Raw genomic sequence first — 22119 nt, forward strand, 5'->3', positions numbered from 1 at the left:
CGTCGAAGCGCCGAGGCGGTCGTCCGAGTCGAAGCGTCGAGGTGGTTCCCCGCCATGCTGCCGGCCCGCGCTGCCGCCGTGCCGCCTCAGCGTGCCGCCACAGCCACCGACGCGGTCAACCGACAAAAACGCGGTCTGCTTACCGCGTATTTGTCGGTTCACCGCGTCGAAGTGCCAGAGCCGCCCGCGACGCCTCGCCCCCGGCGTCTCAGTCCGCCTCGCCGAGGCGGGTGGCGAGAATCCGCTGCGACGTCGCCTTGAGGTGGCGCAGGGACTCCCGGATGAGCGGCGATCCGCGGCTGCCGGTGCGCACCGCGGCGATGATCTTCCTGCTCAGACGCCCGGTACCGGTCAGCCTCACCCGTCGCACATTGGCTTCGCCGGCGAGGCTCGCGAGCCGGGGCACGAGGCTGACCCCGACGCCGGCGCCGACGAGTGCCGCCGAGGTCTCCCACTCGACGGACTCATGGGCGATCGTCGGGGTCACGCCGGCGGCGGTGAACGCGGCGATGAAGAGCGCGTGATAGGGCGAGCCGGGCATCGCCGTGATCCAGTCCTCGCCGGCGAGTTCGGACAGCGTCACCGAATCGCGTCCGGCGACAGGATGGTCGGAGGGGACCATGACGTCGAGCGGGTCGTCGAGGAGGTCGACCTTCTCGAAGCGTGCATCGTTCTCGGCCCGGGAGTCCCCCTGCGGGGAGACGACGACGGCAAGGTCGATGCGCTCGGCGACGAGGAGGTCGAAGCACCGGCTCGGACTCGCCTCGACGATGTGGACGCGGACGTCGGGGTGGGTGCTGCGCAGATGCGCGGCGAGCGGAGCGAGGAGGTTCGCCGAGGCGGTGGAGAACCCGCCGATGCCGAAATGGGAAGGCGCCTGGTCGCCGGCGGTGAACGACGAGGCGCGGATCTCCTCCCACACGGAGATGAGCCGGTCGGAGCGGCGGACGAGATAGCGGCCGGTCGCCGTCAGCCGCAGACCGCGTCCGTCCTTGGTCAGAAGCGTCATCCCCAGCGAATTCTGGAGGTCGCGCAGCTGCGCGGACACCGCCGAGGGGGAGTATCCGGTGAGCTCCGCGGTGGCAGCGATCGTGCCGGTCTCGGCGAAGGTCCGCAGCGTGATGAGACGCGGATCGATCATGGAGACATTATGCACTCATTCCGCACATTGTCCCGCAGGATCTCGCGCTTTTCGTGCAGTGTCAGGCTGTTCTATCGTGACAGCAGCGACACGGCTGCAGGGCGATGGCGCCGCTGATCGCACACTCACCGGCATCGAGGGGGATGGGAATTTGACCGCGACCAACCTGGCACCGACGAAGAAGGGCTTTCCGGCCGGCATCAGCGAGGAGAGACTCGACGAGATCCGCCTCCTCCTCGACACCAGACGTCAGGGATTCTCACTCGAGGCCCCGTTCTACACCGACGACCACCTCTTCAACCTCGACATGCAGGCGATCTTCGGCCGCCACTGGGTCTTCGCGTGCAGCGTCGCCGAGATCCCCGAACCAGGGGACTACATCACCCTCGACTACGGTCCCTACTCGCTCATCGTGCTGCGCACCGACGACGGCGGCGTCAACGTCCTCCACAACGTCTGCCGCCACCGGGGCGCCCGCGTGCTCACCGCAGAGTCGGGGACGACGGGGAACCTCGTGTGCGGCTACCACTCGTGGACCTATTCGCCCGACGGGGACCTCATCCACGCCTCGGCGCCGGGGGAGATGACCTTCGACAAGGCCTGCTACGCGCTCAAACGCGCCCATGTAACGGTCGTCGCCGGCCTCGTCTTCCTCTGCCTCGCCGATGAACCGCCTGCGGACTTCGCTGAGGTGGCAGAGCTCTTCGCCCCCTACATCGCCCCGCACGAGCTGGCGAAGACGAAGGTCGCCTACCAGCAGACCATCGTCGAGGAGGGCAACTGGAAGCTCGTCATGGAGAACAACCGCGAGTGCTACCACTGCGACGGCCACCCCGAACTCGCCTGCTCGCTCTTCCCCACGTGGGGGCTCACCGATGAGACGGTGCCCCCGCACCTGGCCGACGTGTGGGAGCGCAACCAGCAGGCGCAGGCCTCCCTCGAGTACCGGTGCCGCCGCTACGGTCTGCCCTACGAGGTCATCGAGGAGCTCGACACTCGGGTCGCCGGCATCCGCATCTCCCGGGAATCCCTCGACGGGGAGGGGGAGTCGTTCTCCGCCGACGGGCGCCGGCTGTCGAAGAAGCTGCTCGGCGACCTGCCCGACTTCCGCCTCGGCCGGTGCTCGATGCACCTGCAGCCCAACAGCTGGTTCCACCTCCTCGGCGACCATGTCATCACCTTCGGGGCGTACCCGATCAACGCGCACCAGACGCTCGTGCGCACGACGTGGCTCGTCGCCGACGACGCCGTCGAAGGCGTCGACTACGACCTCGAGACGCTCACGCACACGTGGAAGCAGACGAACCTCCAGGACAAGGCCTTCGTCGAGCTCTGCCAGCAGGGCGCGGGCAGCCCCTACTACGAGCAGGGCCCGTACATGAAGAGCGAATATCAGGTCGAGGCCTTCATCAACTGGTACGTGATGAGGATGCGGGAGCACGTGGAATGAGGACGATCGATGACCCCACGATCCCGCTCGCGCAGCGGATCCGGGGCCTCGAGATGCCGTGGAACCGGGTGCTCGGTTCGACCGCGGGTCCGGCCGGGGCGGCGACGGCGCTCGGTCCGTGGCATCCGCAGGAGTTCACCGCCGAATGCGTCGAGACGATCCCCGAGGCCGGGGACATGATGACCTTCGTCTTCCGCCGCACCGACGGTGCCCCGCTCGCGTTCCGGTCGGGTCAGTACGTCAACATCGACTTCCCCATCTACGGCGCCGAGGCGGAGCCGGAGTCCCGCAGCTACTCGCTCTCGTCCGCGCCCACCGAACCGTGGACGTTCTCCGTGACGATCAAACTCGACCCGTCCGGCCTCGTCTCCCCGTGGGCGCACGAGTCGATCCGGCCGGGCACGGTGCTCGAGATGCTCGGACCCGTCGGGGCCTTCCACCTCGCCGACTGGGACCGACGCGCGCGCTACCTCTTCCTCGCCGCCGGTGCGGGGATCACCCCGCTCATGTCGATGATCCGCACCATCCACTCGCTGCCCGGCCAGGCCGACGTCATCCTCGTCTATCACGGCTCAGCCCCCGACCGCTTCGCGTTCACCGACGAACTCGACTTCCTCGAGAAGGCCGACTTCCGGATCCAGGTCGTCTACTGCCTCGGCGATCGGGCGCAGACGGACCCGCATTCATCGGAGTGGACGGGGCGGACAGGAAGGCTCTCGGCCGAACTCCTCGACGAGGTCGTCCCCGACGCCAACGGCCGTCAGGTCTTCGCATGCGGGCCCGAGGGCTACCTCAACACCGCGACGGACTGCCTGGCCCGGGTCGGGGTCGACGACACGTCGATCTTCATGGAGTTCTTCTCCGGCGACCGCGCCACCCGCCTCGAATACGCCGAGGAGGTCGCCCTGGCCGGTGAGATCGCCGGCGAGATCGCGTCCTCGGCCGAGGAGTACTACGAACAGCAGCCGTCGGCCTTCGACCTCTACGAACCCGAGTACGGCGCCGAGGGTTCCGTCGAGGCGGTCGGCGCACCCCTCGAGGCCGTGCCAGCCGACGCTCCCGTCCCCGTCGACGCCCCTGCTGCCCTCGCCGAGGCGGCAGCCGGGCTGGCCGAAGTCGATGGCGAATCGAGACCCCAGGAGACCTCCGGCTTCGCTACCGTGGGAGAAGGCGAGCACACGATGGCCTTCCTGCGCTCGGGCATCAACGTCCGCGTCGCCTCCGATGTCGTCATCCTCGACGCCGCGAGGAAGGCCGGGGTGCGCATCGGGGCGAACTGCCAGGAGGGCATGTGCGGTTCGTGCAAGGTCGTCAAACTCGACGGGGAGGTCGACATGAACCATCAGGGCGGCATCCGCTCGCGCGAGATCGAGGCAGGGAAGTTCCTTCCCTGCTGTTCGACGGCGAAGTCCGATCTCGTCATCGACGCCTGAGGGCGTCACCCCAGATTTCCACCGCAGCTTCACCACAGCAAGGAGAACCCAGTGTCGAATTCCTCCCCACGGGTCGTCATCATCGGAGCGGGCATCGTCGGGGCCAACCTCGCCGACGAACTCGCCCGGTTGGGCTGGACCAACACGCTTGTCCTCGAGCAGGGGCCGCTGACGATCCCGGGCGGGTCGACGTCGCACGCTCCCGGCCTCGTCTTCTCGTCGAACCCGTCGAAGTCGATGACGGAGTTCGCGCAGTACACGATCGAGAAGCTCACCTCGCTCACCGGACCTGACGGCAAGGGCTCGTTCCTGCCCGTCGGCGGGCTCGAGATCGCGACGAAACCCGAGCGCCTCCACGACCTCGAGCGGCGGGCCGGCTGGAATCGGGCGTGGGGCGTCGACGCCGAGGTCATCGACGCCGAGGAGTGTCTGCGCCGGTTCCCCATGCTCAATCCCGAGATGGTTCTCGGCGGGCTCTTCACTCCCGGTGACGGGCTCGCGCTCGCCGCCCAGGGGACCCAGCTCGTCATCGCCCGCGCCCAGGCCGCGGGCGTCGAGTTCCGCGACCGCACGGTCGTCACCGACATCGAACACTCCGGTGGGAAGGTCTCGGCCGTCATCGCCGGGGACGAGCGGTTCCCTGCCGACATCGTCGTCAGCTGCGCGGGCTTCTGGGGGCCGAAGATCGGCGCCATGGCCGACACCCCCATCCCGCTGCTGCCGCTCGCCCACCAGTTCGCGTGGTCGACGGAAGTGCCGAGCCTGGAGGGCAAGAACGAGCTGCCGAAGGGAGCGAGCGCCCCGATCCTGCGCTACCAGGACGAGGACCTCTACTACCGGGAGTGGGGTGAGCGGATCGGCATCGGCTCGTACGCGCACCGGCCCATGCCCGTCGACCTCGACACGCTGCCGCAGTACTCGCCCGACGAGATCACGGACGAGCGGATGCCCTCGTCGCTGACCTTCACCCCCGAGGACTTCGCCCGCGAATGGGAGATCAGCCAGGAGATCCTCCCCGAACTCGCGCAGACGCAGATCCAGCGCGGGTTCAACGGGATCTTCTCCTTCACTCCCGACGGCGGGTCGTTGGTCGGTCAGTCCCGGAACGTCGACGGCTTCTTCGTCGCCGAGGCGGTGTGGGTCACCCATGCCGCAGGTGTCGCGAAGGCCGTCGCCGAGCTCATCGCGCACGGCCACTCCGAGACCGACCTCTCGGGCCTCGACCTCAATCGGTTCGAAGACATCCAGACGGCTCCCGAGTACGTCAGCGAGACCTCGCAGCAGAACTTCCGCGAGATCTACGATGTCCTCCACCCGCTCCAGCCCAGGGTCTCGCCCCGCGATGTGCGGATGAGCCCGTTCAATGCCCAGCAGCGGGAGCTCGGCGCGTTCTTCCTCGAGGCCGCGGGATGGGAGCGCCCGCACTGGTACGAGGCGAACGCCGCGCTGCTCGACGAGCTGCCCGAGGAATGGCGGGCTCCCGAGCGCGACGACTGGGCGAACCAATTCCATTCGCCCATCGCCGCGGTCGAGGCGTGGAAGACGCGGACCAACGTCGCGATGTACGACATGACCCAGCTCAAGCGCTTCGAGGTCAAGGGTCCCGGCGCCGGCCGGCTGCTCCACGGGCTGACGACGTCGTCGATGCTGCGCAAACCGGGGGCGGTGAGCTACACGCTGCTGCTCGACGAGGCGGGCGGGATCACCTCGGACATCACCGTGGCGATCCTCGACGAGGAGACCTACCAGGTGGGAGCGAACAGCAACATCGACCTCGCCTACATCACCAGGGCGGCCAAGCGGCAGACCGCGGAGGACCCGAGCCAGTGGGTGACCGTGCGGGAGACGACCCCGGGCACATGCTGCATCGGGCTGTGGGGACCGCGCGCCCGCGACGTCATCGCCGCCGTGAGCGACGACGACCTCAGTGACGAGGGGCTCAAGTACTTCCGGACGAAGCAGATCTCGGTCGCGGGCATCCCCGTCACGGCGATGCGCCTGTCCTACGTCGGGGAACTCGGTTGGGAGCTCTACACCTCGGCGGATCTCGGACACAGGCTCTGGGATGTGCTCTGGGAGGCCGGGCAGGAGTTCGGGATCATCGCCGCCGGCCGCGAGGCATTCAACTCGCTGCGGCTGGAGAAGGGATTCCGGTCCTTCGGCACCGACATGACGAGCGAGCACGAACCGGAGCAGGCGGGTCTCGGGTTCGCCGTCAAGGCCTCGAAGACCGACGACTTCGTCGGCAAGGCGGCGCTCGCCGATCGGGCGGCGGGAACGACGAAGAGGCTCACGTGCCTCACCCTCGACGAGCCGAGCGACATCGTGCTCGGCAAGGAACCGGTGTACGTCGCGGGTGCGGGGGCTGAAGGTGCTGGGGCCCCGGCCGCGGGAACCGGCGCGGAGGGTGGCTCTGGGTCGCCCGCGACTCGGGCGGACGGGTACGTCACCTCGGCGGCGTACGGGTACACGATCGGGAAGGCGATCGCCTACGCGTGGCTGCCGAACACTTTGGGCGTCGGCGACGCTGTCGAGATCGAGTACTTCGGCCGCCGAGTGCCCGCCACCGTCACGGCCGAACCGCTCTACGACCCGGAGATGACCCGCCTGCGCGGGTGAGACCCGAGTGCTGAGGCGGCGCGGGTGGTGCGCAGCGCACTGCCCGCGCCGTCCCCGCCGCCGCGCCGCCGAACGGACCTAAGGACGCGCAGTGTCGATCCGCGAGCTCAGAATCGACACTCAGCGTCCTCGAAACGGGTTGGAGTCGGGCGGCTGCCGGGCCGGGTCCCCCGCTCGATCCACGCGAGGCTCGAAAATCGACGTGCTCGCGACGCGGCCAGCTGTCGATCCACGCGGGGCCCGAATTCCGCGTCTCGGGCGACGCGGATTTCACCCGCGGCGTGGATCGAGCGGGGAGGCCCCGGGCGGGGGCCCTGACCGGGGAGCGGCGCTGGTCAGGTTCGGGCCTCGGCGGGAGTGGTGGCCGCCTCGGCGCGGGTGCGGCGATGCATCCCGCGGTGACCGATGAATGCGGCGACGGCGATGATGACGGCGACGATCGCGATGCCGATCCACTGATTGATGAGCAGGGAGGCGGCACCGGCGAGGGCACCGACGAGGATGAGAGCGACGGCGAGGACTCGGCGCACCCAGTTCGTGCTGTCCCCGCCGGCCAGCCGCGAGTCCGAGGCGAGGCCGACGATCGTCGAGGTGACGACGACGGTGGTGATGTCGGCGATCTTCATCCGCCTCGCCGCTGCTGCCTGGACGCCCATGAGCGCGGAGAGCGCCGAGGTGAAGACCGTTCCCGCGAGCCCGATCTCCGGGTTCGGGACGAGGCCGACGTAGACCGCGAGGCCCGCGCAGCCGAGCGCGACGAGGGCGAAGATCACCGTCGTGCGGTGGTGCCAGTCCGCTCCGCGCTGACCGATGACGCGACCGCCGATCGCCGCGCCGACCATGAAGAAGACGAGCGCAAGCGCAGGCCGCAGCACCGGCAGGTCATCCGCGCCGGTGAGCGCCATGCCGAGGATGACGACGTTGCCCGTCATGTTCGCGGTGAAGATCTTGTCGAAACCGAGGTAGCCGATCGCGTCGACCATCCCGGTGGAGAAGGTGAGCACGAGGAGCATGGCCAGGTCGAGACGGCGATCCATCGCGGCCCCCCCCTTTCGCAGCGGTCCGACCGTCCGACTCGGACAGCGGGGTCCGGTTGTATACAAAACAGTGAGTACACGTTAGATTGTATGCAATATCTGCGACGCCCTCGACCCCAACTCGATGAAGGGACACTGACATGGCGTACACGCCTCCCGCCGCTTTCACCACCCGCCCCACCCTGGAGGGCCACTTCGGGATGTCGGCATCGACGCACTGGCTCGCGACCGCCTCGGCGCAGTCCGTCCTCGAACGCGGCGGGAACGCCTTCGACGCCGCCGTCGCCGGCGCCTTCGTCCTCCATGTCGTCGAACCCCACCTCAACGGCCCCGGCGGTGACATGACCGGGGTTTTTGCGACCGCTGAGGATCCTGCCCGCCCGCAGATCCTCATGGGTCAGGGTCCCGCCCCGGCCGGGGCGACGATCGAGCACTACCGCAGCGAGGGCCTCGACATGGTCCCCGGCGCCGGAGCGCTCGCCGCAGCCGTCCCCGGCTCCGTCGACGCGTGGCTTCTCCTCCTTCAGGAGCACGGGACCTGGGAGCTCGCCGATGTCCTCGCCTACGCCATCGACTACGCGGACAACGGCCACCCCGTCCTCGCCCGCGTCGTCGGCACGATCGAACGCGTGCAGGAGCTCTTCACCGAGCACTGGCCGACCTCGGCGCAGCTGTGGATGCCCGGCGGCCGCATCCCCGCGGCGGGGGAGATCATCGTCAACCGCCCCTACGCCGAGGTGCTCCGCCGCCTCATCGCCGCCGGTGACGGCGTGGCCAGTGCTGGTGCTGCAGAGACTGACGCCGCCGACAGCGGCAGCGAAACGCAGGGTTCCGGGGATGCTCGGGTCGAGAGGATCCGGGCCGCACGGACGGCGTGGAAGTCCGGGTTCGTCGCCGAGGCGATCGCGGAGTTCGTCACGAGCCCGCACCGGCACTCGACCGGAGGGGACCACGCCGGGGTCATCACCGTGGACGACATGTCAGGCTTCGACGCCGAGTTCGAGACCCCGGTGACGATTACCTTCCGCGGGTACGAGATCGCGAAGATCGGCCCGTGGGGACAGGGACCGGCGCTGCTCCAGACCCTGCGCATCCTCGAGGGCTTCGACGACGAGCGCCTTGACCCCTCGACCGAGATCGGTGCCCACACGATTCTCGAGGCACTCAAACTCGCGATGGCCGACCGCGACGCCTACTACGGCGACGCCGACGTCGACCTCGACTGGCTGCTCAGCGAGGACTACGCGGCGAGTCGGCGAGCGCTCATCGCCGACACCGCGTCGGACGAGTTCCGGCCCGGGTCCGGTCGGGACGGCAGCGCTCCGACCTTCACCCCTCCGCTCGTTCCCGAAGGCGCGGACAAGGAGGAGCTCATCAAGGCGGGCATCGGCGAACCGACCGTGCAGAAGAACGGCACGAACAACGGCGACACCTGCCACATCGACGTCGTCGACCGGTGGGGCAACATCATCTCGGCGACGCCCTCGGGAGGATGGCTGCAGTCCTCGCCCGTCGTGCCCGATCTCGGCTTCTGCCTCGGCACCCGCCTGCAGATGATGTGGCTCGACGAGACCTCCCCGTCGGCACTGCGACCGGGCAGGCGGCCACGCACCACCCTGACGCCGACGCTCATCTCGAAGAACGGGCAGCCGGTCATCGCCCTCGGCTCGCCAGGCGGTGACCAGCAGGAGCAGTGGCAGCTGCTCATGATCCTCCGCATGCTCGTCGGCGGCTACGCTCCGCAACAGGCGATCGACGCCCCGGCGCTGCACACGACCGCGCTCGCCGGTTCGTTCTGGCCCCGCACCTGGGTGCCGGCCGGAGCCGTCGTCGAGGACCGCCTCGGCGATGAGGTCATCGAGGGGCTGAGCCGACGCGGTCACGAGGTGACGCGGGCGGGTGACTGGGAGCTCGGACGACTCTCGTGCGTGACACGCGAACCGGAGACCGGGACGCTGGCCGCCGCGGCCAACCCGCGCGGTGCCCAGGGCTACGCGGCGGGGCGATGATGCCGATGCACGCAGTCGGGGCGCGCATCCGCTCCGACATCATCTCCGGCGTCCTCGCCCCCGGGACGAAGCTGCGGGAGACGGCGCTGGCGAAGCAGTACGCGGTCTCACGGATCCCCGTCCGAGAGGCGCTGCGCTCGCTCGAAGCCGAGGGGCTCGTCGAATCCCGACCCTACGTCGGCAGCGTCGTCGCGCCGTCGCCGATCGAGGACGCCGAGGACCTCTTCGAGATCCGCATCGTCCTCGAATCCGCGACCGCCAGACGGGCGGCGAAGCGCGCGGCCGCCCTCGCCGACGGTGAGGAGCCCGATCCGCGCTGGCGAGCGGTGCGCAAGGAGATCAACGACATCCTCGAGGCCGGTGAGGTCGTCATCGCCGATGGGCGGTTCGAGGACCTCGCCGTGCTCAACATGCGGTTCCACTTCGCCATCGCCGAGCTCAGCGGCAGCCTCTCGCTCATCAGCCTGCTGCGGCAGATCTCGGGGAAGATCGAATGGCTCTACTCGCTCAACGTCAGCCGCCGCGGCTCACGCGCCTGGCCCGAGCACCGCGCGATCCTCGCCGCCATCGACGCCGGTCAGGAGGCGACAGCCGCCGAGCTCATGGGTGAGCACGTCGGCCGCAGCCGCGACGCGTACTTCGCGATGATGGCCGAGACCGCCGACTAGGCGCGCACTGCTGGGGACAGCCGGCTGGGTACCGGCAGTCCCAAGCCGTATGCCGACGGTCCCCAGCCTCAGGCCCCTTCGGCGAGGAGGGCGTCGAGCTTGTTGTAGCCCTCGACGATGCCGGACTCCATGCCCGCGGCAACCATGCCGTCCCGGGACTCGACCGAGTCGAAGATCGCCGTCGAGGACAGCCGTGTCCGTCCGTCGCCGAGGTCGGTCAGCGTCATGATCTCGAGGTTGACCGCGTCGGGAAAGCCTTCGAAGGTGAAGGTCTGGACGATGCGCTCGTTCTCGCGGACCTCGTGGAAGGAGCCGAAGAAGCCGTACTCGCCGTTGTCGTCGCGGGAGACGTAGCTCCAGTTCCCGCCGGTCTTCGGGTCCCATTCGCGGATCGTGTTCGTGATCTCCTCGGGCCCGTTCCACTTGACGAAGAGCTCCGGATCCATATGCGCGCGGAACACTTTGTCAGGCCTCGCGTTGAAATCGCGGGTGATCTCGAGCGACTGGGTTCCCTCCGGAACGTCGAGCTTCACCTGGCTGTGATCGGTGTCGGTGGTCATGTCATGCTCCTTTGCGTGATTGCCCTGTGATGGGTGGTGTGGGTTGTGCCGAAGTGCCGACTTCCCTCGCCGAGGCGGCCCCTGAGTCGGGTGCCGAACCGTCCTCGTCCGCGTCCATCGCTTCGAGGACGGCATCGAGGCGCTGATAGCGGGATTCCGCCTGGCGTCGGTACCGTTCGATCCATTTCGTCATGAGGTCGAAGACGTTGTCCTCGAGGTGCACCGGTCGGCGCTGGGCGTCCCGGCTGCGGGTGACGAGTCCCGCGTCCTCGAGGACCTTGAGGTGCTTCGACACGGCCTGCAGGCTGACCTCGTAGGGTTCGGCGAGGTCGCCGACGGTCGCGTCGGCGACGCTGAGCCGGGCGACGATGTCCCTGCGGGTCGGGTCCGCGAGTGCCGCGAACACCTTCGAGAGCTGATCGTCCACTGAGCCCCCCTCTCTCATTCAACCTGTTGGTTGATTACGACGATAGACCCGTCGAGTCACCTAGTCAACCGTTTGGTTGAATAAAAGTCCCTAGCCGTTCCCGTCGGCCTCGCTGGCGGCGGCGTTGATGAGGGGCGCGGTCATCGGCAGACGCGCAGCGAACCACAGGGAGACGGCGACGGCGACACCGCTGGCGATCCACAGGACGGGCTGCATGCCGAGAGTGGTCACGCCGACGGCAGCCAGGCTCGCACCGAGCGGCAGCGCTCCCCAGCTGATGACGCGCGACGCCGAGTAGACGCGCCCGAGGAGATCAGGCGGCGTCGCCTGCTGGCGGACGATGGCGACGATGATCCGCCAGACCGTCGCCCCTGATCCCGCGAGAATGATGCCGACTGCGATGACGGGCACCGGGGCACCGAGGGCCGCGGGGAGGACGAGACCCACCGTCCCGACCGTGTCGACGAAGAGCAGTACGGCGGGGGAGAGCAGGCGCTCGAGGCGGAAGGTGAGCATCGAGGCGGCGATCCCGCCGACGGCCATGCCCGTGAGGAGCAGGCCGTACGCTTCCGGCGACAGACCCAGTGGGCCGGGCGCCACGGCGTAGAGGACGAACGTCGACGTCCAAGCTCCCCAGACCACACTCATGGCTGCGGTGAGCAGCGTGAGTTCGCGCTGCAGCCGATGGTTCCAGAGGAAGCGCATGCCCTCGCGAACTCGAAGTGGGAGTGCTGCGCCGGATTCCCGACCGGGGTTCCCGCCGCGCTGGAGTGTGAGTGCGAGCCCGACTGCGGCCAGCGCCGACATGGCGTAGAGCCCCGCTCCGGAGGCGGCGGCCGCAAGACTCGAGAGTCCGATGAGGAGGCCGGCCAGCGGAGGCCCGGCGAGCTGGTTGGCGACATTGATCGTCGCCTCCAGTCTGCTGTTGGCTGCAGTGAGCCGCCCGGGGTCGACCGTTCGAGGAACCGTGGCGATGAGGGCGGTGTCGACGAGGGTCTCCGCGAGCCCGTAGGCGAACGCGGCGGCGATGGTGAACGCGTAGACCGCGAAGTCGGCGGCGATGGCGATGAGAAGAGCGGTGAGCGCGAGGACCCGCATGGCGTTGACGGCGATGAGCAGCTTCGCCGGGGAGACCGTGTCGACAATCCAGCCTGCGTGCAGGCCGAAGATCGGCCACGCAATCGTCGCAGCCACGGTGACGAGGGCGACGTGCCCCGGGGGCGCATCCGCGGCGAGGGCGATGAGGGGGAGCGCGATGACGGTGATTCCGTCGCCGAGGTTGGCGGTGCCTGCGCTGGTCCAGAGCCAGCGGAACGATGCACGCATTCTAACCACCTAAAACTTGTTTGTAGGTTAAGTCTTCATCGTCGAACATCACCAGTCAAGAGTCGATAGGTGGTAAAGTCGATGTATGGACTTCGAGCATGTCGGCAATGCCCAGTGCTTCGAGCTGGTGAACTCGGTGCCCGACCGCATCGAGGGTGGGGATCGGGACTGGCTCGGTGACGAAGACACTGCCCGCGCGTGGGCACAGTCTCTCGGGCTGGGGCCGGTGCGAGAGTTGACGGGCGAGGAGCTCGCCGACCTGCGATCGTTCCGAGAGTCGGTGTTCGCCGTCTTCGCCGCCGTCGCAGAAGGCAACGCGGTTCCCGCAGAGGGTCTCCAGGTGGTCACCGACGCCCATGCATCTGGGCTGTCGCGATATGGCTACGGTCCCACCACGACCGGGGTCGCGCGGGAGTGGCCCGATGTCTGGGATGCGGATTCGCTCACGGCGCTCTTCGCCGAATCGGCGATCGACGAGCTCACCGGCTCTCGCCTCGACCGGGTCAAATCGTGCCCCGGCTGCCGGTGGCTCTTCATCGACACCACCCGCAACCGGAGCCGGCGCTGGTGTTCGATGAGCATGTGCGGGGGGCGCGACAAGGCGTTGCGGCACTATCGCAATACCCGGGCCCAGCACTGACCCACCCGCGACACACGGAGAGCGAGACACAATCCGGGGAATTTCGCCGTCCCGTCTCGCTTGTTGAACCATGGTGCAGTAGGGTCACCGTAGACGACGTGCAGGGTGCGGCGAATTGAATCCCCGATTCGGCCGCTTGCACGGTCTGGCCGAAGACGATGATGTCGGGAAGGACAGTCATGGCAACCCTCAGACAGCAGCTCTTCCGGGTCAAACCGGTGCCTCGTGACAGCGAGGAGGCGGCAAGCGACCTCAAGCGCACGATCGGTCTCTTCTCCCTGACGATGATCGGCGTCGGATCGACCATCGGCACCGGCATCTTCTTCATCCTCTCCGAATCGGTGCCCGTCGCCGGGCCAGCGGTCATCTGGTCGTTCGTCATCGCCGGCGTCGTCGCCGGTCTCGCGGTCATCTGCTATGCCGAACTCGCCGGCAGCGTCCCCGTCTCCGGCTCGTCCTACTCATACGCCTACGCCACCCTCGGCGAACTCCCCGCGATGGGCGTGGCCGCCTGCCTGCTCCTCGAATACGGCGTCGCCGGAGCGGCCGTCGCCGTCGGCTGGTCGCAGTACGTCAACCAGCTCCTCTTCAACCTCTTCGGCTTCCAGATCCCCGACGCCCTTGCCTACGCCCCCGAGGAGGGCGGCATCGTCAATCTCCCGGCGATCCTCCTCCTCGCGATGTGCTGCTTCCTCCTCGTCCGCGGCACCGGGGAATCGGTCGTCGTCAACACCATCATGGTGTGCATCAAGGTCGGCGTCCTCGTCTTCTTCATCGTCGTCGGCCTCACCGGCTGGAACTCCGACAACTTCGCGAACTTCGCCCCCTTCGGATTCTCCGGGGTCGTCGCCGGTGCTGGCCTCATCTTCTTCAGCTACGTCGGCATGGACGCCGTCGCGACCGCAGGCGATGAGACGAAGAACCCGAAGAAGACGATGCCCAAGGCCCTGATCTTCGCGCTCCTCATCATCACCTCCGTCTACGTCCTCGTCGCCGTCGCCGCGCTCGGCGCTCAGCCGTGGGAGGAGTTCGAAGGGCAGGACGCCGGCCTCTCGGCGATCCTCGAGAACATCGTCGGCTCGACCTGGCCGGGCACCGTCGTCGCCGCGGGCGCCGTGATCTCGATCTTCAGCGTCACCCTCGTCTCGATCTACGGTCAGAGCCGCATCCTCTTTACGATGTCGCGCGACGGGATGATGCCCAAGCTCTTCCAGGACGTCAACCCCCGCACGCTCACCCCCGTCAAGGGCACGATCGTCGTCACGGTCGTCATCGCGATCCTCGCCGGGTTCATCCCGCTCAACTTCCTCGCCGAGATGACGAGCATCGGCACCCTCGTCGCCTTCGTCGTCGTCTCGCTCGCCGTCATCATCCTCCGCGTGCGCGAACCGAACCTCGAGCGCGGCTTCAAGGTCCCGTTCTACCCGGTCCTGCCGATCCTCTCGATCCTCGGCTGCCTGTGGATCATCAGCAGCCTGCGGCCGATCACGATCGTCGTCTTCGTCATCTGGACTGCGGCCATCATCGGCCTCTACCTCGTCTTCGGCCGAAGGAACTCGGTCCTCGGCAAGCAGCAGGCCGCAGCCGAACGCGGCACCACCGACCCCACGGGAGGACGGTCATGACCATCGTCGTCGGCGTCGCCCCCGGTCAGGACGACACCTCAGCCGTCGAGCTCGGAGTCGTCCTCGCCCGCTCGTACGCGAAGACGCTCACGCTCGTGTCCGTGAGTTCGACGGCGTGGCCGCCGAACCGGGACAAGATCGACGCGGAATTCCAGTCGTATGTCCACACCGTCGCCGAGGCGTCGCTTGAGCAGGTGCGGGCGCTCGTTCCCGATGACATCGAGGCGACCTACATCGTCCACCCGGCCCGCTCGTCGCGGCGGGGGCTGCTCGAGGTCAGCCGACGCGTCGACGCGTACCGCCTCGTCGTCGGCTCCGCCGACGACGGTCGGGATGGCCGGATCACCCTGGGATCGGTCTCGACCGGACTCCTCCACAGCGCCGAACTCCCCGTCGTCCTCGCGCCCGAGGGATTCACCGCCTCGGCGGGGGCGAAGCTCAAACGGATCACCGCCGCCTACAGCGGGTCGTCCACCTCGGCGGACCTCATCCTCGGGGCCGCGATGGTCTCCGCGGAATCCGGAATCCCCTTCCGCATCGCCTCCTTCGCACCCCGGTCCCGGGTGCTCTCGGCGGCGAGCATCGGACGTGACGTCGAGGCGGGCATCGTCGACGAATGGACGCGGGTCGTGCGCCGCGACACCGACCGGATCCTCTGCTCGATCGACGAACTCGACATCCGCCCCGGGGAGACCGAGGTGGCGATCGGCACGGGACCCAGCTGGGCGGCAGCGCTGACGAGCATCGGGTGGGAGGACCCCGAGGTGATGATGCTCGGGTCCTCCGGACTCGGCACGCTCAAGCGGGTGTCGCTCGGCAGCCATGCGACGAGGATCCTCCAGAACTCGCCGGTGCCCGTCGTCGTCGTTCCCCGACGCGCGAAAGCGCGGTACACGTCCCGGGCACGGGAGGACGCGGAGGCGTAGACGGAGGAGACCGCCGCGACTTAACGTTGCTTAACGAACCGTTCCAGTCGTCCAATGGCAGTGTTCGGACTGCGCAATGAGTTCGAACTCCACAAGGACGTGAAGGACGCGACGATGCATCAGGAACAGTCGACGGGCAAGCCCAGACCGCGGGTCTCAGCGGCTCAGGTGGCACGCGCCTGCGGAGTCTCCACCGCTACAGTCAGCTACGTCTTCAACGGCAAGCCCGGCGTCTCGCCGGTCGTGCGCCGCCATGTCATCGAAACCGCCAACGAGCTCGGATACCGGTCGCCGCTGACGGCGGCGAAGCACAACCGCTCCCTCACCCGCGTCATCGGACTCATCGTTCCCTCGATGCTCAACTACATGCACATGCACTGGGCGCAGGCGATCATCGACGCCGCCGCCGAAGAGGGGTTCGACGTCTTCGTCTCGACGACCGGCGACGACCCCGAACGCCTCGCCCACGTCGCCGCGTCGATGGCCGCCCGCAACGTCGACGGGGTGATCTCGACCGGCGGGATGCGCCTCGACGCGCGGATCCACGGCACTCTCGGCGCCGCCCGGATCCCCGTCGTCAACCTCTCCCGCACCGTCGAACATGCCGATGCGAGCTTCATCGGCATCGACGATGCTCAGGCCGCCAGCGAACTCATGGGCCACGTCCTCGGGCACGGAGTCACGAAGGTCGCCACCGTCATCGGGCCGCGCTTCTCCACCGCCTCGGCGACGAGGGAAGCGGCGTTCATCGACACCGCGGCCGCGCACGACGTCCCCGTCCCCGGGCGATGGCGCGTGAGCACCCGCCTGCACCGGGGCGGCGGGCGAATCGCCGCCGAGGAGCTCCTCGCCGATCCCGACGACCGACCCGAGGCCATCGTCTGCGGCTCCGACGAGGTCGCGCTCGGCGTCATCGAGCACGCGGTCGTCAACGGCATCGACATCCCGGGCGAGCTCATCGTCGTCGGCAGCGACGGGCTCGCCCGCTCGCGCTCACCGCTGCTCGGGCTGACCACGATCGTCCAACCCGTCGTCGAGATGGCGACGACCGCCTTCCGCGTCCTCCTCGAACGCATCACGGAACCGGGCACCCCCGCCCGCACGGTCATCTGCCCCCACCAGCTCCACATCGGCACCAGCTGCGGCTGCCACCCCGAGGACTTCAACGCCCTCGCCGCCCGCTGAGCCGCCCCCGCACGTTCCTCCCCGTCCGGCACCGCCGCCGCGACCACACCGTTCGATCCGACCCCGAAGGAGAACCATGTCCGACACCGCTTCCGCAAGGACAGGCCTGAGGCCGCCCGCCGTCCTCAACCGGGTGATCTTCGCCCGCCTCATGCCCCTGCTCATCGCCGCCTACATCCTCGCGTTCCTCGACCGGACCAACATCGGCATGGCCAAGGACCGTCTCGAGATCGACCTCGGGATCTCCGCAACGGCCTACGGCATCGGTGCCGGGCTCTTCTTCCTCACGTACGCCCTCTTCGAGGTGCCCTCGAACATGATCATGCACAAGGTCGGCGCCCGCTGGTGGATCATGCGGATCATGATCACGTGGGGGCTCATCTCCGCTGCGATGATGTTCGTCCAGGGCGAATGGTCCTTCTACATCCTCCGCATGCTCCTCGGCATCGCCGAAGCCGGACTCTTCCCCGGCGTCATGTACTACCTCACGCAGTGGTTCACCGTGAAGGACCGGGCGAAGGCCAACGGCATGTTCCTCCTCGGAGTCTCCATCGCCAACATCATCGGCGCCCCCATCGGCGGTCTGCTGCTGACGATGGACGGGTTCCTCGGCCTCCACGGCTGGCAGTGGATGTTCCTCATCGAAGGCCTGCCCGCCTGCTTCCTCGCACTCGTCGTCTGGAAGTACCTGCCCGACGGACCGCGGAAGGCGAAGTTCCTCTCACCCGAGGAAGCCGAATGGCTCGAGCAGACCATCGCCGCCGAAGAGCGGGCCGGCGCCTCCGGGGCCTCGAACCACCGGCTGCTCGACATCGTCCGCGACCCGCAGATCATCCTCGTCATCTGTGTGTACTTCGGACACCAGCTCGCCGTCTACGCCCTCAACTTCTTCCTCCCCACGATCGTCGGCAGCTGGGGCGAGATGAACACCGTCGAGATCGGCCTGCTCACCGCCGTCCCGTGGGTCTTCTCCGCAATCGGCGCGCTCCTGCTCCCGCGCTTCGCGACGTCGGCGTCGATGTCGAAGAAGATCGCCCTGGCCGCGATGATCGGCATCATCGCCGGCTACATCATCGGCGCGGTCGGCGGACCCGTCCTCGGCCTCATCGGCTTCTCCCTGGCAGCCTTCAACTTCTTCGTCCTCCAGCCGATCCTCTTCACCTTCCCCGCGACCCGCCTGACCGGAGTGAGCCTTGCCGCAGGCCTCGCCCTCGTCAACACGATCGGCCTCCTCGGCGGATTCCTCGGGCCCTACATCATGGGCTACATGGAGGACCTCACCGGGTCGGCGACCTCGGGACTGTGGTTCATCATCGCCGTCTGCGTCGTCGGCGCGTGCCTCATCCCGTTCCTCAGGCGCGGACACGAAGCCGACCCGGCGACGGTGCCGACCACCTCGGCGGATCCCGATCACAAGTGACCTCGACGACAGCGACAGGAGAGACCATGGACATGCTCGGACTGACCGGAGCACGAGTGCTCATCACGGCGGGAGCCGCGGGGATCGGGCGGGAGATCGCCCAGCGGTTCCGCGACGCCGGCGCCGAGGTGTGGGTGACCGACATCGCCGAGACCGCCGTCGCCGACGCCGCCGAGACCGGCCTGCGGGCGACCGTGTCGAACGCCGCCTCGGAGGACGAGGTCAGGGCGCTCGCCGCCGAGGTGGCGGGGCTGTGGGGAGGACTCGACGTGCTTGTCAACAATGCCGGGATCGCCGGTCCCACGGGACCGATCGAGACGCTGGAGACCGCAGCGTGGCTCACGACGTTCGACGTCAACATCCACAGCCAGTTCTACTGCGTCAAGCACTTCCTGCCGCTCCTGCGCACGAGCGGCAGCGCCTCGATCGTCAACCTCTCCTCGGCCGCCGGGCGTCTCGGCATGGCCGGACGCAGTCCGTACTCGGCGTCGAAGTGGGCGGTCGTGGGACTGACGAAGACGCTTGCCATCGAACTCGGTCCCGAAGGCATCCGCTGCAATGCGATCTGTCCGGGTGCGGTCGACGGTCCCCGCATCGAGGCGGTCATCGCCTCGAAGGCGCAGATGCTCGGAGTCTCCGTCGACGAGGTCACCGCGCTCTACACCGGGCAGGCGTCCCTCGGGAAGCTCGCCACGGCCGCCGACATCGGCAACATGGCCGTCTTCCTCGCCTCGACGATGGCCTCCCATGTCACGGGTCAGGCCATGGCCGTCGACGGCAACACCGAGAAGCTCTACTGACCCCCACTCACCCATCGATCCCAGAGGACCACGAACCCATGGCACAGCCACGCAAAGTCATCATCACCTCGGCGGTGACCGGCGCCATCCACACGCCGACGATGTCGCCCCACCTTCCCGTCACCCAGGATGAGATCGCCGATGCCGCGATCGGGGCCGCCGAGGCGGGGGCGGCGATCCTCCACCTCCACACCCGTGATCCCGAGGACGGCAGACCCTCGCAGGACCCCGAGCACTTCGCACCGGTGCTCGAGAAGGTCGCCGCGAACTCCGACGCGGTCGTCAACATCACCACCGGCGGGTCACCGCACATGAGCGTCGAGGAGCGGATGCGTCCGGTCGCCGAATTCAAACCGGAGCTTGCGAGCCTGAATATGGGGTCGATGAACTTCGGTCTCTTCCCGATGCTCGAGAAGTACGAGGACTTTCAGCACGAGTGGGAGCGCGAGCACCTCGAGAACTCCCGTGACCTCGTCTTCAAGAACACGTTCGCCGACATCGAGCGCATCCTCGAGATCGGCAACGCCAACGGCACCCGGTTCGAGTTCGAATGCTACGACATCTCGCACCTCTACAGTCTCGCCCATTTCCAGTCGCGAGGGCTCGCCACCGGGCCGCTGTTCGTCCAGTCGGTGTTCGGTCTCCTCGGCGGCATCGGCGGGCATCCTGAGGACCTCATGCACATGCGGCGGACCGCTGACCGACTCCTCGAGGACTACCAGTGGTCGATCCTCGGCGCGGGACGCAACCAGCAGCCGCTCGCGACGATGGGGGTGACGATGGGCTCCCACATCCGCGTCGGCCTCGAGGACTCGCTGTGGATCGGGCCCGGCCGACTCGCCGAGTCGAATGCCGAGCAGGTGGAGAAGATGCGCCGCATCGTCGAAGAGCTCGGGATGGAGGTCGCGACCCCAGACGAGGCGCGGGCCATGCTCGGCCTCAAGGGAGCCGACCGGGTCGAGTTCTGACCCGGTCGCGCTCCGAGGGACCGCACGCTCGGCATGCGGTCCCTCAGAACTCGGGGTGGGGTCGCCTCAGGCGGGTGCGTCGCGCTCCGGCTGGGTGCCGCCGAAGCCCTCGTCCTCGCTCTCCTCGATCCGCTGGCGATCGCGCCCGTCGCCGCCCGGGCGACCGGCCTGCTGATCGTCGAGGCCGCCGGCACCGCCGCGGTCACCCTGCGGCTGACCGCCGGTCTGCTGGCTGTCCGTGCCCGGGTGGCCCTGCTGGCCTTCCGTACCGTCCTGGCTTCCGGGACCGGGATGACCCTGCTGACTCTCCTGGCCGAGGCCCGCCTCGGCGCTCGGGTCGTTGCTTCCGAAGTTCTCCGATGTCATGATCTGCTCCTTGGGAATCGATCTCGCACTGACACTGCGCCGCGCATCGCGGCGTGTCTGCCAGTCTTCGACACTCCGCGCGATAAGGCAAGGGGGGTTGCTCGACATTCATCGAACTCTCCGGCGACGGCACGTTCATGGTCAGGGACGAGTCCGCCTCGGCGGGTTCGACCTGGCACCATGGAAGGACCGTGTCCGGGCCGCCGACGGGGACGCCCGACAGGAGAACAGGAGCCTCCCATGACAACGCGCCGCCTCCCACTGACCGGTGTGCGGGTCCTCGAACTCGGCAACTACATCGCGGCTCCAACCGCCGGCCGGATGCTCGCCGACTTCGGAGCCGAGGTCATCAAGGTCGAACGTCCCGGCACCGGCGACGAGCTGCGCAACTGGCGGCTCAAGGCCGGCACGACGTCGATGCTCTACCGCACGATCAACCGCAACAAGAAGTCCGTGACCCTCGACCTGCGCTCCGAGGACGGACGCGAAGCAGTCCTCGAGCTCGTCCGCCGCTCCGACATCGTCCTCGAGAACTTCCGGCCGGGCACCCTGGAGAAGTGGGGGATCGGCCCCGACGTCCTCGAGGAGGTCAACCCCGAGATCATCCTCGTCCGGATCTCCGCGTTCGGTCAGACCGGACCGATGTCGGCCCGACCCGGTTTCGCCGCCGTCGCCGAGGGGTATTCGGGATTCCGCGAACTCGTCGGTGACCCCGACCGCCCACCCGTACGCGTGGGCATCTCGATCGGCGACTCGATCGCCGGCATGCAGGCGGCCTTCGGGGCCGTGATGATGCTCTTCGACCGGCAGCGTCAGCGCATCCACGGAGCCGCCGAGGCGGTCACCGGCAAGGAGGTCGGCTTCGAAGGCGAGGGACCGCTCGCCGACCGCACCGTCGACGTCGCCCTCAATGAGGCGATGTTCTCCGTCATGGAGTCCCTCGTCCCCGACTACTCGGCCTTCGGCGAGGTCCGCACGCGCACCGGCGGTCGGATGGAGGGCATCGCGCCCTCGAACGGCTACCTCTGCGCAGGTGGGAAGTCCGTCGTCATCGCCGGCAACGGCGACGGCATCTTCGCCCGCCTGATGACGGCGATCGACCGACCCGACCTCGGTGATGATCCCGACCTGCAGACGAACGCTGGTCGGTGGGTCCGCCGGGACGAACTCGACGAGGCGATCGGAGCATGGTGCGCCGCGCGCGACGTCGACGAGGTCGTCGCGGTCCTCGACGAGGCGGGAGTGCCCGCGGGGCCGATCTACACGGCCGAGGACCTCGTCGCCGATGAGCAGCTGCGCGCCCGGAACATGATCCAGGAGATCGACGTCTCCACCGGCGAGGAGGTCCTCGACGACGTCGCCTTCCCCGGCATCACCCCGGTCATCGGCGGTGCCTCGATCCCCATCGATCACCTCGGCCCCGACCTCGGCGAACACACCGCCGAGGTGCTCGCGTGGCTGGGAATGGGCGAGACCGACGACCCTTCCGGAACGTCGGGCCCGGCAGTACCCTGAGCCC

At 68.3% G+C, this 22119-nt stretch carries 19 protein-coding genes; 13 read left to right on the forward strand and 6 right to left on the reverse strand.

Going from position 1 to position 22119, the window contains the following annotated elements:
• Positions 1-208: 208 nt before the first annotated feature.
• A complete protein-coding gene (locus B2W79_RS09165) occupies positions 209-1141 on the reverse strand; it encodes a LysR family transcriptional regulator (RefSeq protein WP_101624280.1) in 933 nt (310 codons plus the stop codon).
• A gap of 199 nt (positions 1142-1340) precedes the next feature.
• On the opposite strand from B2W79_RS09165, the gene B2W79_RS09170 reads away from it, so the two are divergent.
• Genes B2W79_RS09170 through B2W79_RS09180 form a run of 3 tightly spaced genes read left to right on the forward strand, consistent with a single transcriptional unit; the run spans position 1341 to position 6643 of the window.
• Positions 1341-2591: an aromatic ring-hydroxylating oxygenase subunit alpha gene (locus B2W79_RS09170; RefSeq protein ID WP_292788824.1), complete on the forward strand. Its 1251-nt coding sequence runs from the start codon at positions 1341-1343 to the stop codon at positions 2589-2591.
• Positions 2588-4024, forward strand: coding sequence for a flavin reductase family protein (locus tag B2W79_RS09175; protein ID WP_131248197.1), 1437 nt, complete (start codon positions 2588-2590; stop codon positions 4022-4024). Before B2W79_RS09170 ends, B2W79_RS09175 begins: the two co-directional genes overlap by 4 nt.
• Before the next feature lie 51 nt (positions 4025-4075).
• Positions 4076-6643 (forward strand): GcvT family protein, encoded by a 2568-nt coding sequence (locus B2W79_RS09180; protein WP_131248196.1) that lies wholly within the window; start codon positions 4076-4078, stop codon positions 6641-6643.
• Between the two features lie 335 nt (positions 6644-6978).
• Here the strand turns inward: B2W79_RS09180 and B2W79_RS09185 are convergent, their stop codons facing one another.
• The gene (locus B2W79_RS09185) at positions 6979-7680 is read right to left on the reverse strand and encodes a YoaK family protein (RefSeq protein WP_131248195.1); all 702 of its coding nucleotides are present in this window, start codon (positions 7678-7680) and stop codon (positions 6979-6981) included.
• A 140-nt stretch (positions 7681-7820) separates the two neighbouring features.
• On the opposite strand from B2W79_RS09185, the gene B2W79_RS09190 reads away from it, so the two are divergent.
• Positions 7821-9689, forward strand: coding sequence for a gamma-glutamyltransferase family protein (locus B2W79_RS09190; protein WP_131248194.1), 1869 nt, complete (start codon positions 7821-7823; stop codon positions 9687-9689).
• A gap of 5 nt (positions 9690-9694) precedes the next feature.
• Positions 9695-10357 (forward strand): GntR family transcriptional regulator, encoded by a 663-nt coding sequence (locus B2W79_RS09195; RefSeq protein WP_119296984.1) that lies wholly within the window; start codon positions 9695-9697, stop codon positions 10355-10357.
• 68 nt (positions 10358-10425) lie between these two features.
• On the opposite strand, the gene B2W79_RS09200 is transcribed toward B2W79_RS09195, so the two are convergent.
• The 3 genes from B2W79_RS09200 to B2W79_RS09210 form a co-directional block, all read right to left on the reverse strand.
• Positions 10426-10917: an SRPBCC family protein gene (locus B2W79_RS09200; RefSeq protein WP_119296983.1), complete on the reverse strand. Its 492-nt coding sequence runs from the start codon at positions 10915-10917 to the stop codon at positions 10426-10428.
• Position 10918: 1 nt separating this feature from the next.
• Positions 10919-11362 (reverse strand): ArsR/SmtB family transcription factor, encoded by a 444-nt coding sequence (locus tag B2W79_RS09205; protein ID WP_197464151.1) that lies wholly within the window; start codon positions 11360-11362, stop codon positions 10919-10921.
• Between the two features lie 72 nt (positions 11363-11434).
• A complete protein-coding gene (locus B2W79_RS09210) occupies positions 11435-12670 on the reverse strand; it encodes an MFS transporter (protein WP_009380142.1) in 1236 nt (411 codons plus the stop codon).
• Positions 12671-12755: 85 nt separating this feature from the next.
• Here B2W79_RS09210 and B2W79_RS09215 point away from each other — a divergent pair, with 85 nt between their 5' ends.
• The 7 genes from B2W79_RS09215 to B2W79_RS09245 all read left to right on the forward strand — a co-directional run bounded on the left by B2W79_RS09215 (position 12756) and on the right by B2W79_RS09245 (position 20234).
• Entirely contained in the window at positions 12756-13310 is a 555-nt protein-coding gene (locus tag B2W79_RS09215; RefSeq protein ID WP_009380140.1) for a CGNR zinc finger domain-containing protein, read from the forward strand.
• A gap of 179 nt (positions 13311-13489) precedes the next feature.
• Positions 13490-14935, forward strand: coding sequence for an APC family permease (locus B2W79_RS09220; protein WP_009380138.1), 1446 nt, complete (start codon positions 13490-13492; stop codon positions 14933-14935).
• Positions 14932-15861 carry a universal stress protein gene (locus B2W79_RS09225; RefSeq protein ID WP_063248709.1) on the forward strand — a complete coding sequence of 310 codons (930 nt, stop codon included), beginning with the start codon at positions 14932-14934 and terminating at the stop codon, positions 15859-15861. The genes B2W79_RS09220 and B2W79_RS09225 overlap by 4 nt, the downstream gene beginning before the upstream one ends.
• 54 nt (positions 15862-15915) lie before the next feature.
• The gene (locus tag B2W79_RS09230; protein ID WP_131248193.1) at positions 15916-17046 is read left to right on the forward strand and encodes a LacI family DNA-binding transcriptional regulator; all 1131 of its coding nucleotides are present in this window, start codon (positions 15916-15918) and stop codon (positions 17044-17046) included.
• 76 nt (positions 17047-17122) lie between these two features.
• Complete coding sequence (locus B2W79_RS09235; RefSeq protein WP_063248708.1) at positions 17123-18466, forward strand: MFS transporter; 1344 nt, start codon at positions 17123-17125, stop codon at positions 18464-18466.
• Positions 18467-18492: 26 nt separating this feature from the next.
• Positions 18493-19266, forward strand: coding sequence for an SDR family oxidoreductase (locus tag B2W79_RS09240; RefSeq protein WP_009380125.1), 774 nt, complete (start codon positions 18493-18495; stop codon positions 19264-19266).
• 38 nt (positions 19267-19304) lie between these two features.
• Positions 19305-20234: a 3-keto-5-aminohexanoate cleavage protein gene (locus B2W79_RS09245; RefSeq protein WP_009380124.1), complete on the forward strand. Its 930-nt coding sequence runs from the start codon at positions 19305-19307 to the stop codon at positions 20232-20234.
• Positions 20235-20300: 66 nt separating this feature from the next.
• Here the strand turns inward: B2W79_RS09245 and B2W79_RS09250 are convergent, their stop codons facing one another.
• Positions 20301-20600 (reverse strand): hypothetical protein, encoded by a 300-nt coding sequence (locus B2W79_RS09250; protein WP_119296979.1) that lies wholly within the window; start codon positions 20598-20600, stop codon positions 20301-20303.
• A 240-nt stretch (positions 20601-20840) separates the two neighbouring features.
• On the opposite strand from B2W79_RS09250, the gene B2W79_RS09255 reads away from it, so the two are divergent.
• On the forward strand, positions 20841-22115 hold the full coding sequence (locus B2W79_RS09255; RefSeq protein WP_131248192.1) for a CaiB/BaiF CoA transferase family protein: 1275 nt from the start codon (positions 20841-20843) through the stop codon (positions 22113-22115).
• The last annotated feature ends 4 nt before the right edge of the window (positions 22116-22119 follow it).

Source organism: Microbacterium sp. UBA7513 (assembly GCF_002478345.1).
In the GTDB taxonomy this organism is placed as follows: domain Bacteria; phylum Actinomycetota; class Actinomycetes; order Actinomycetales; family Microbacteriaceae; genus Microbacterium.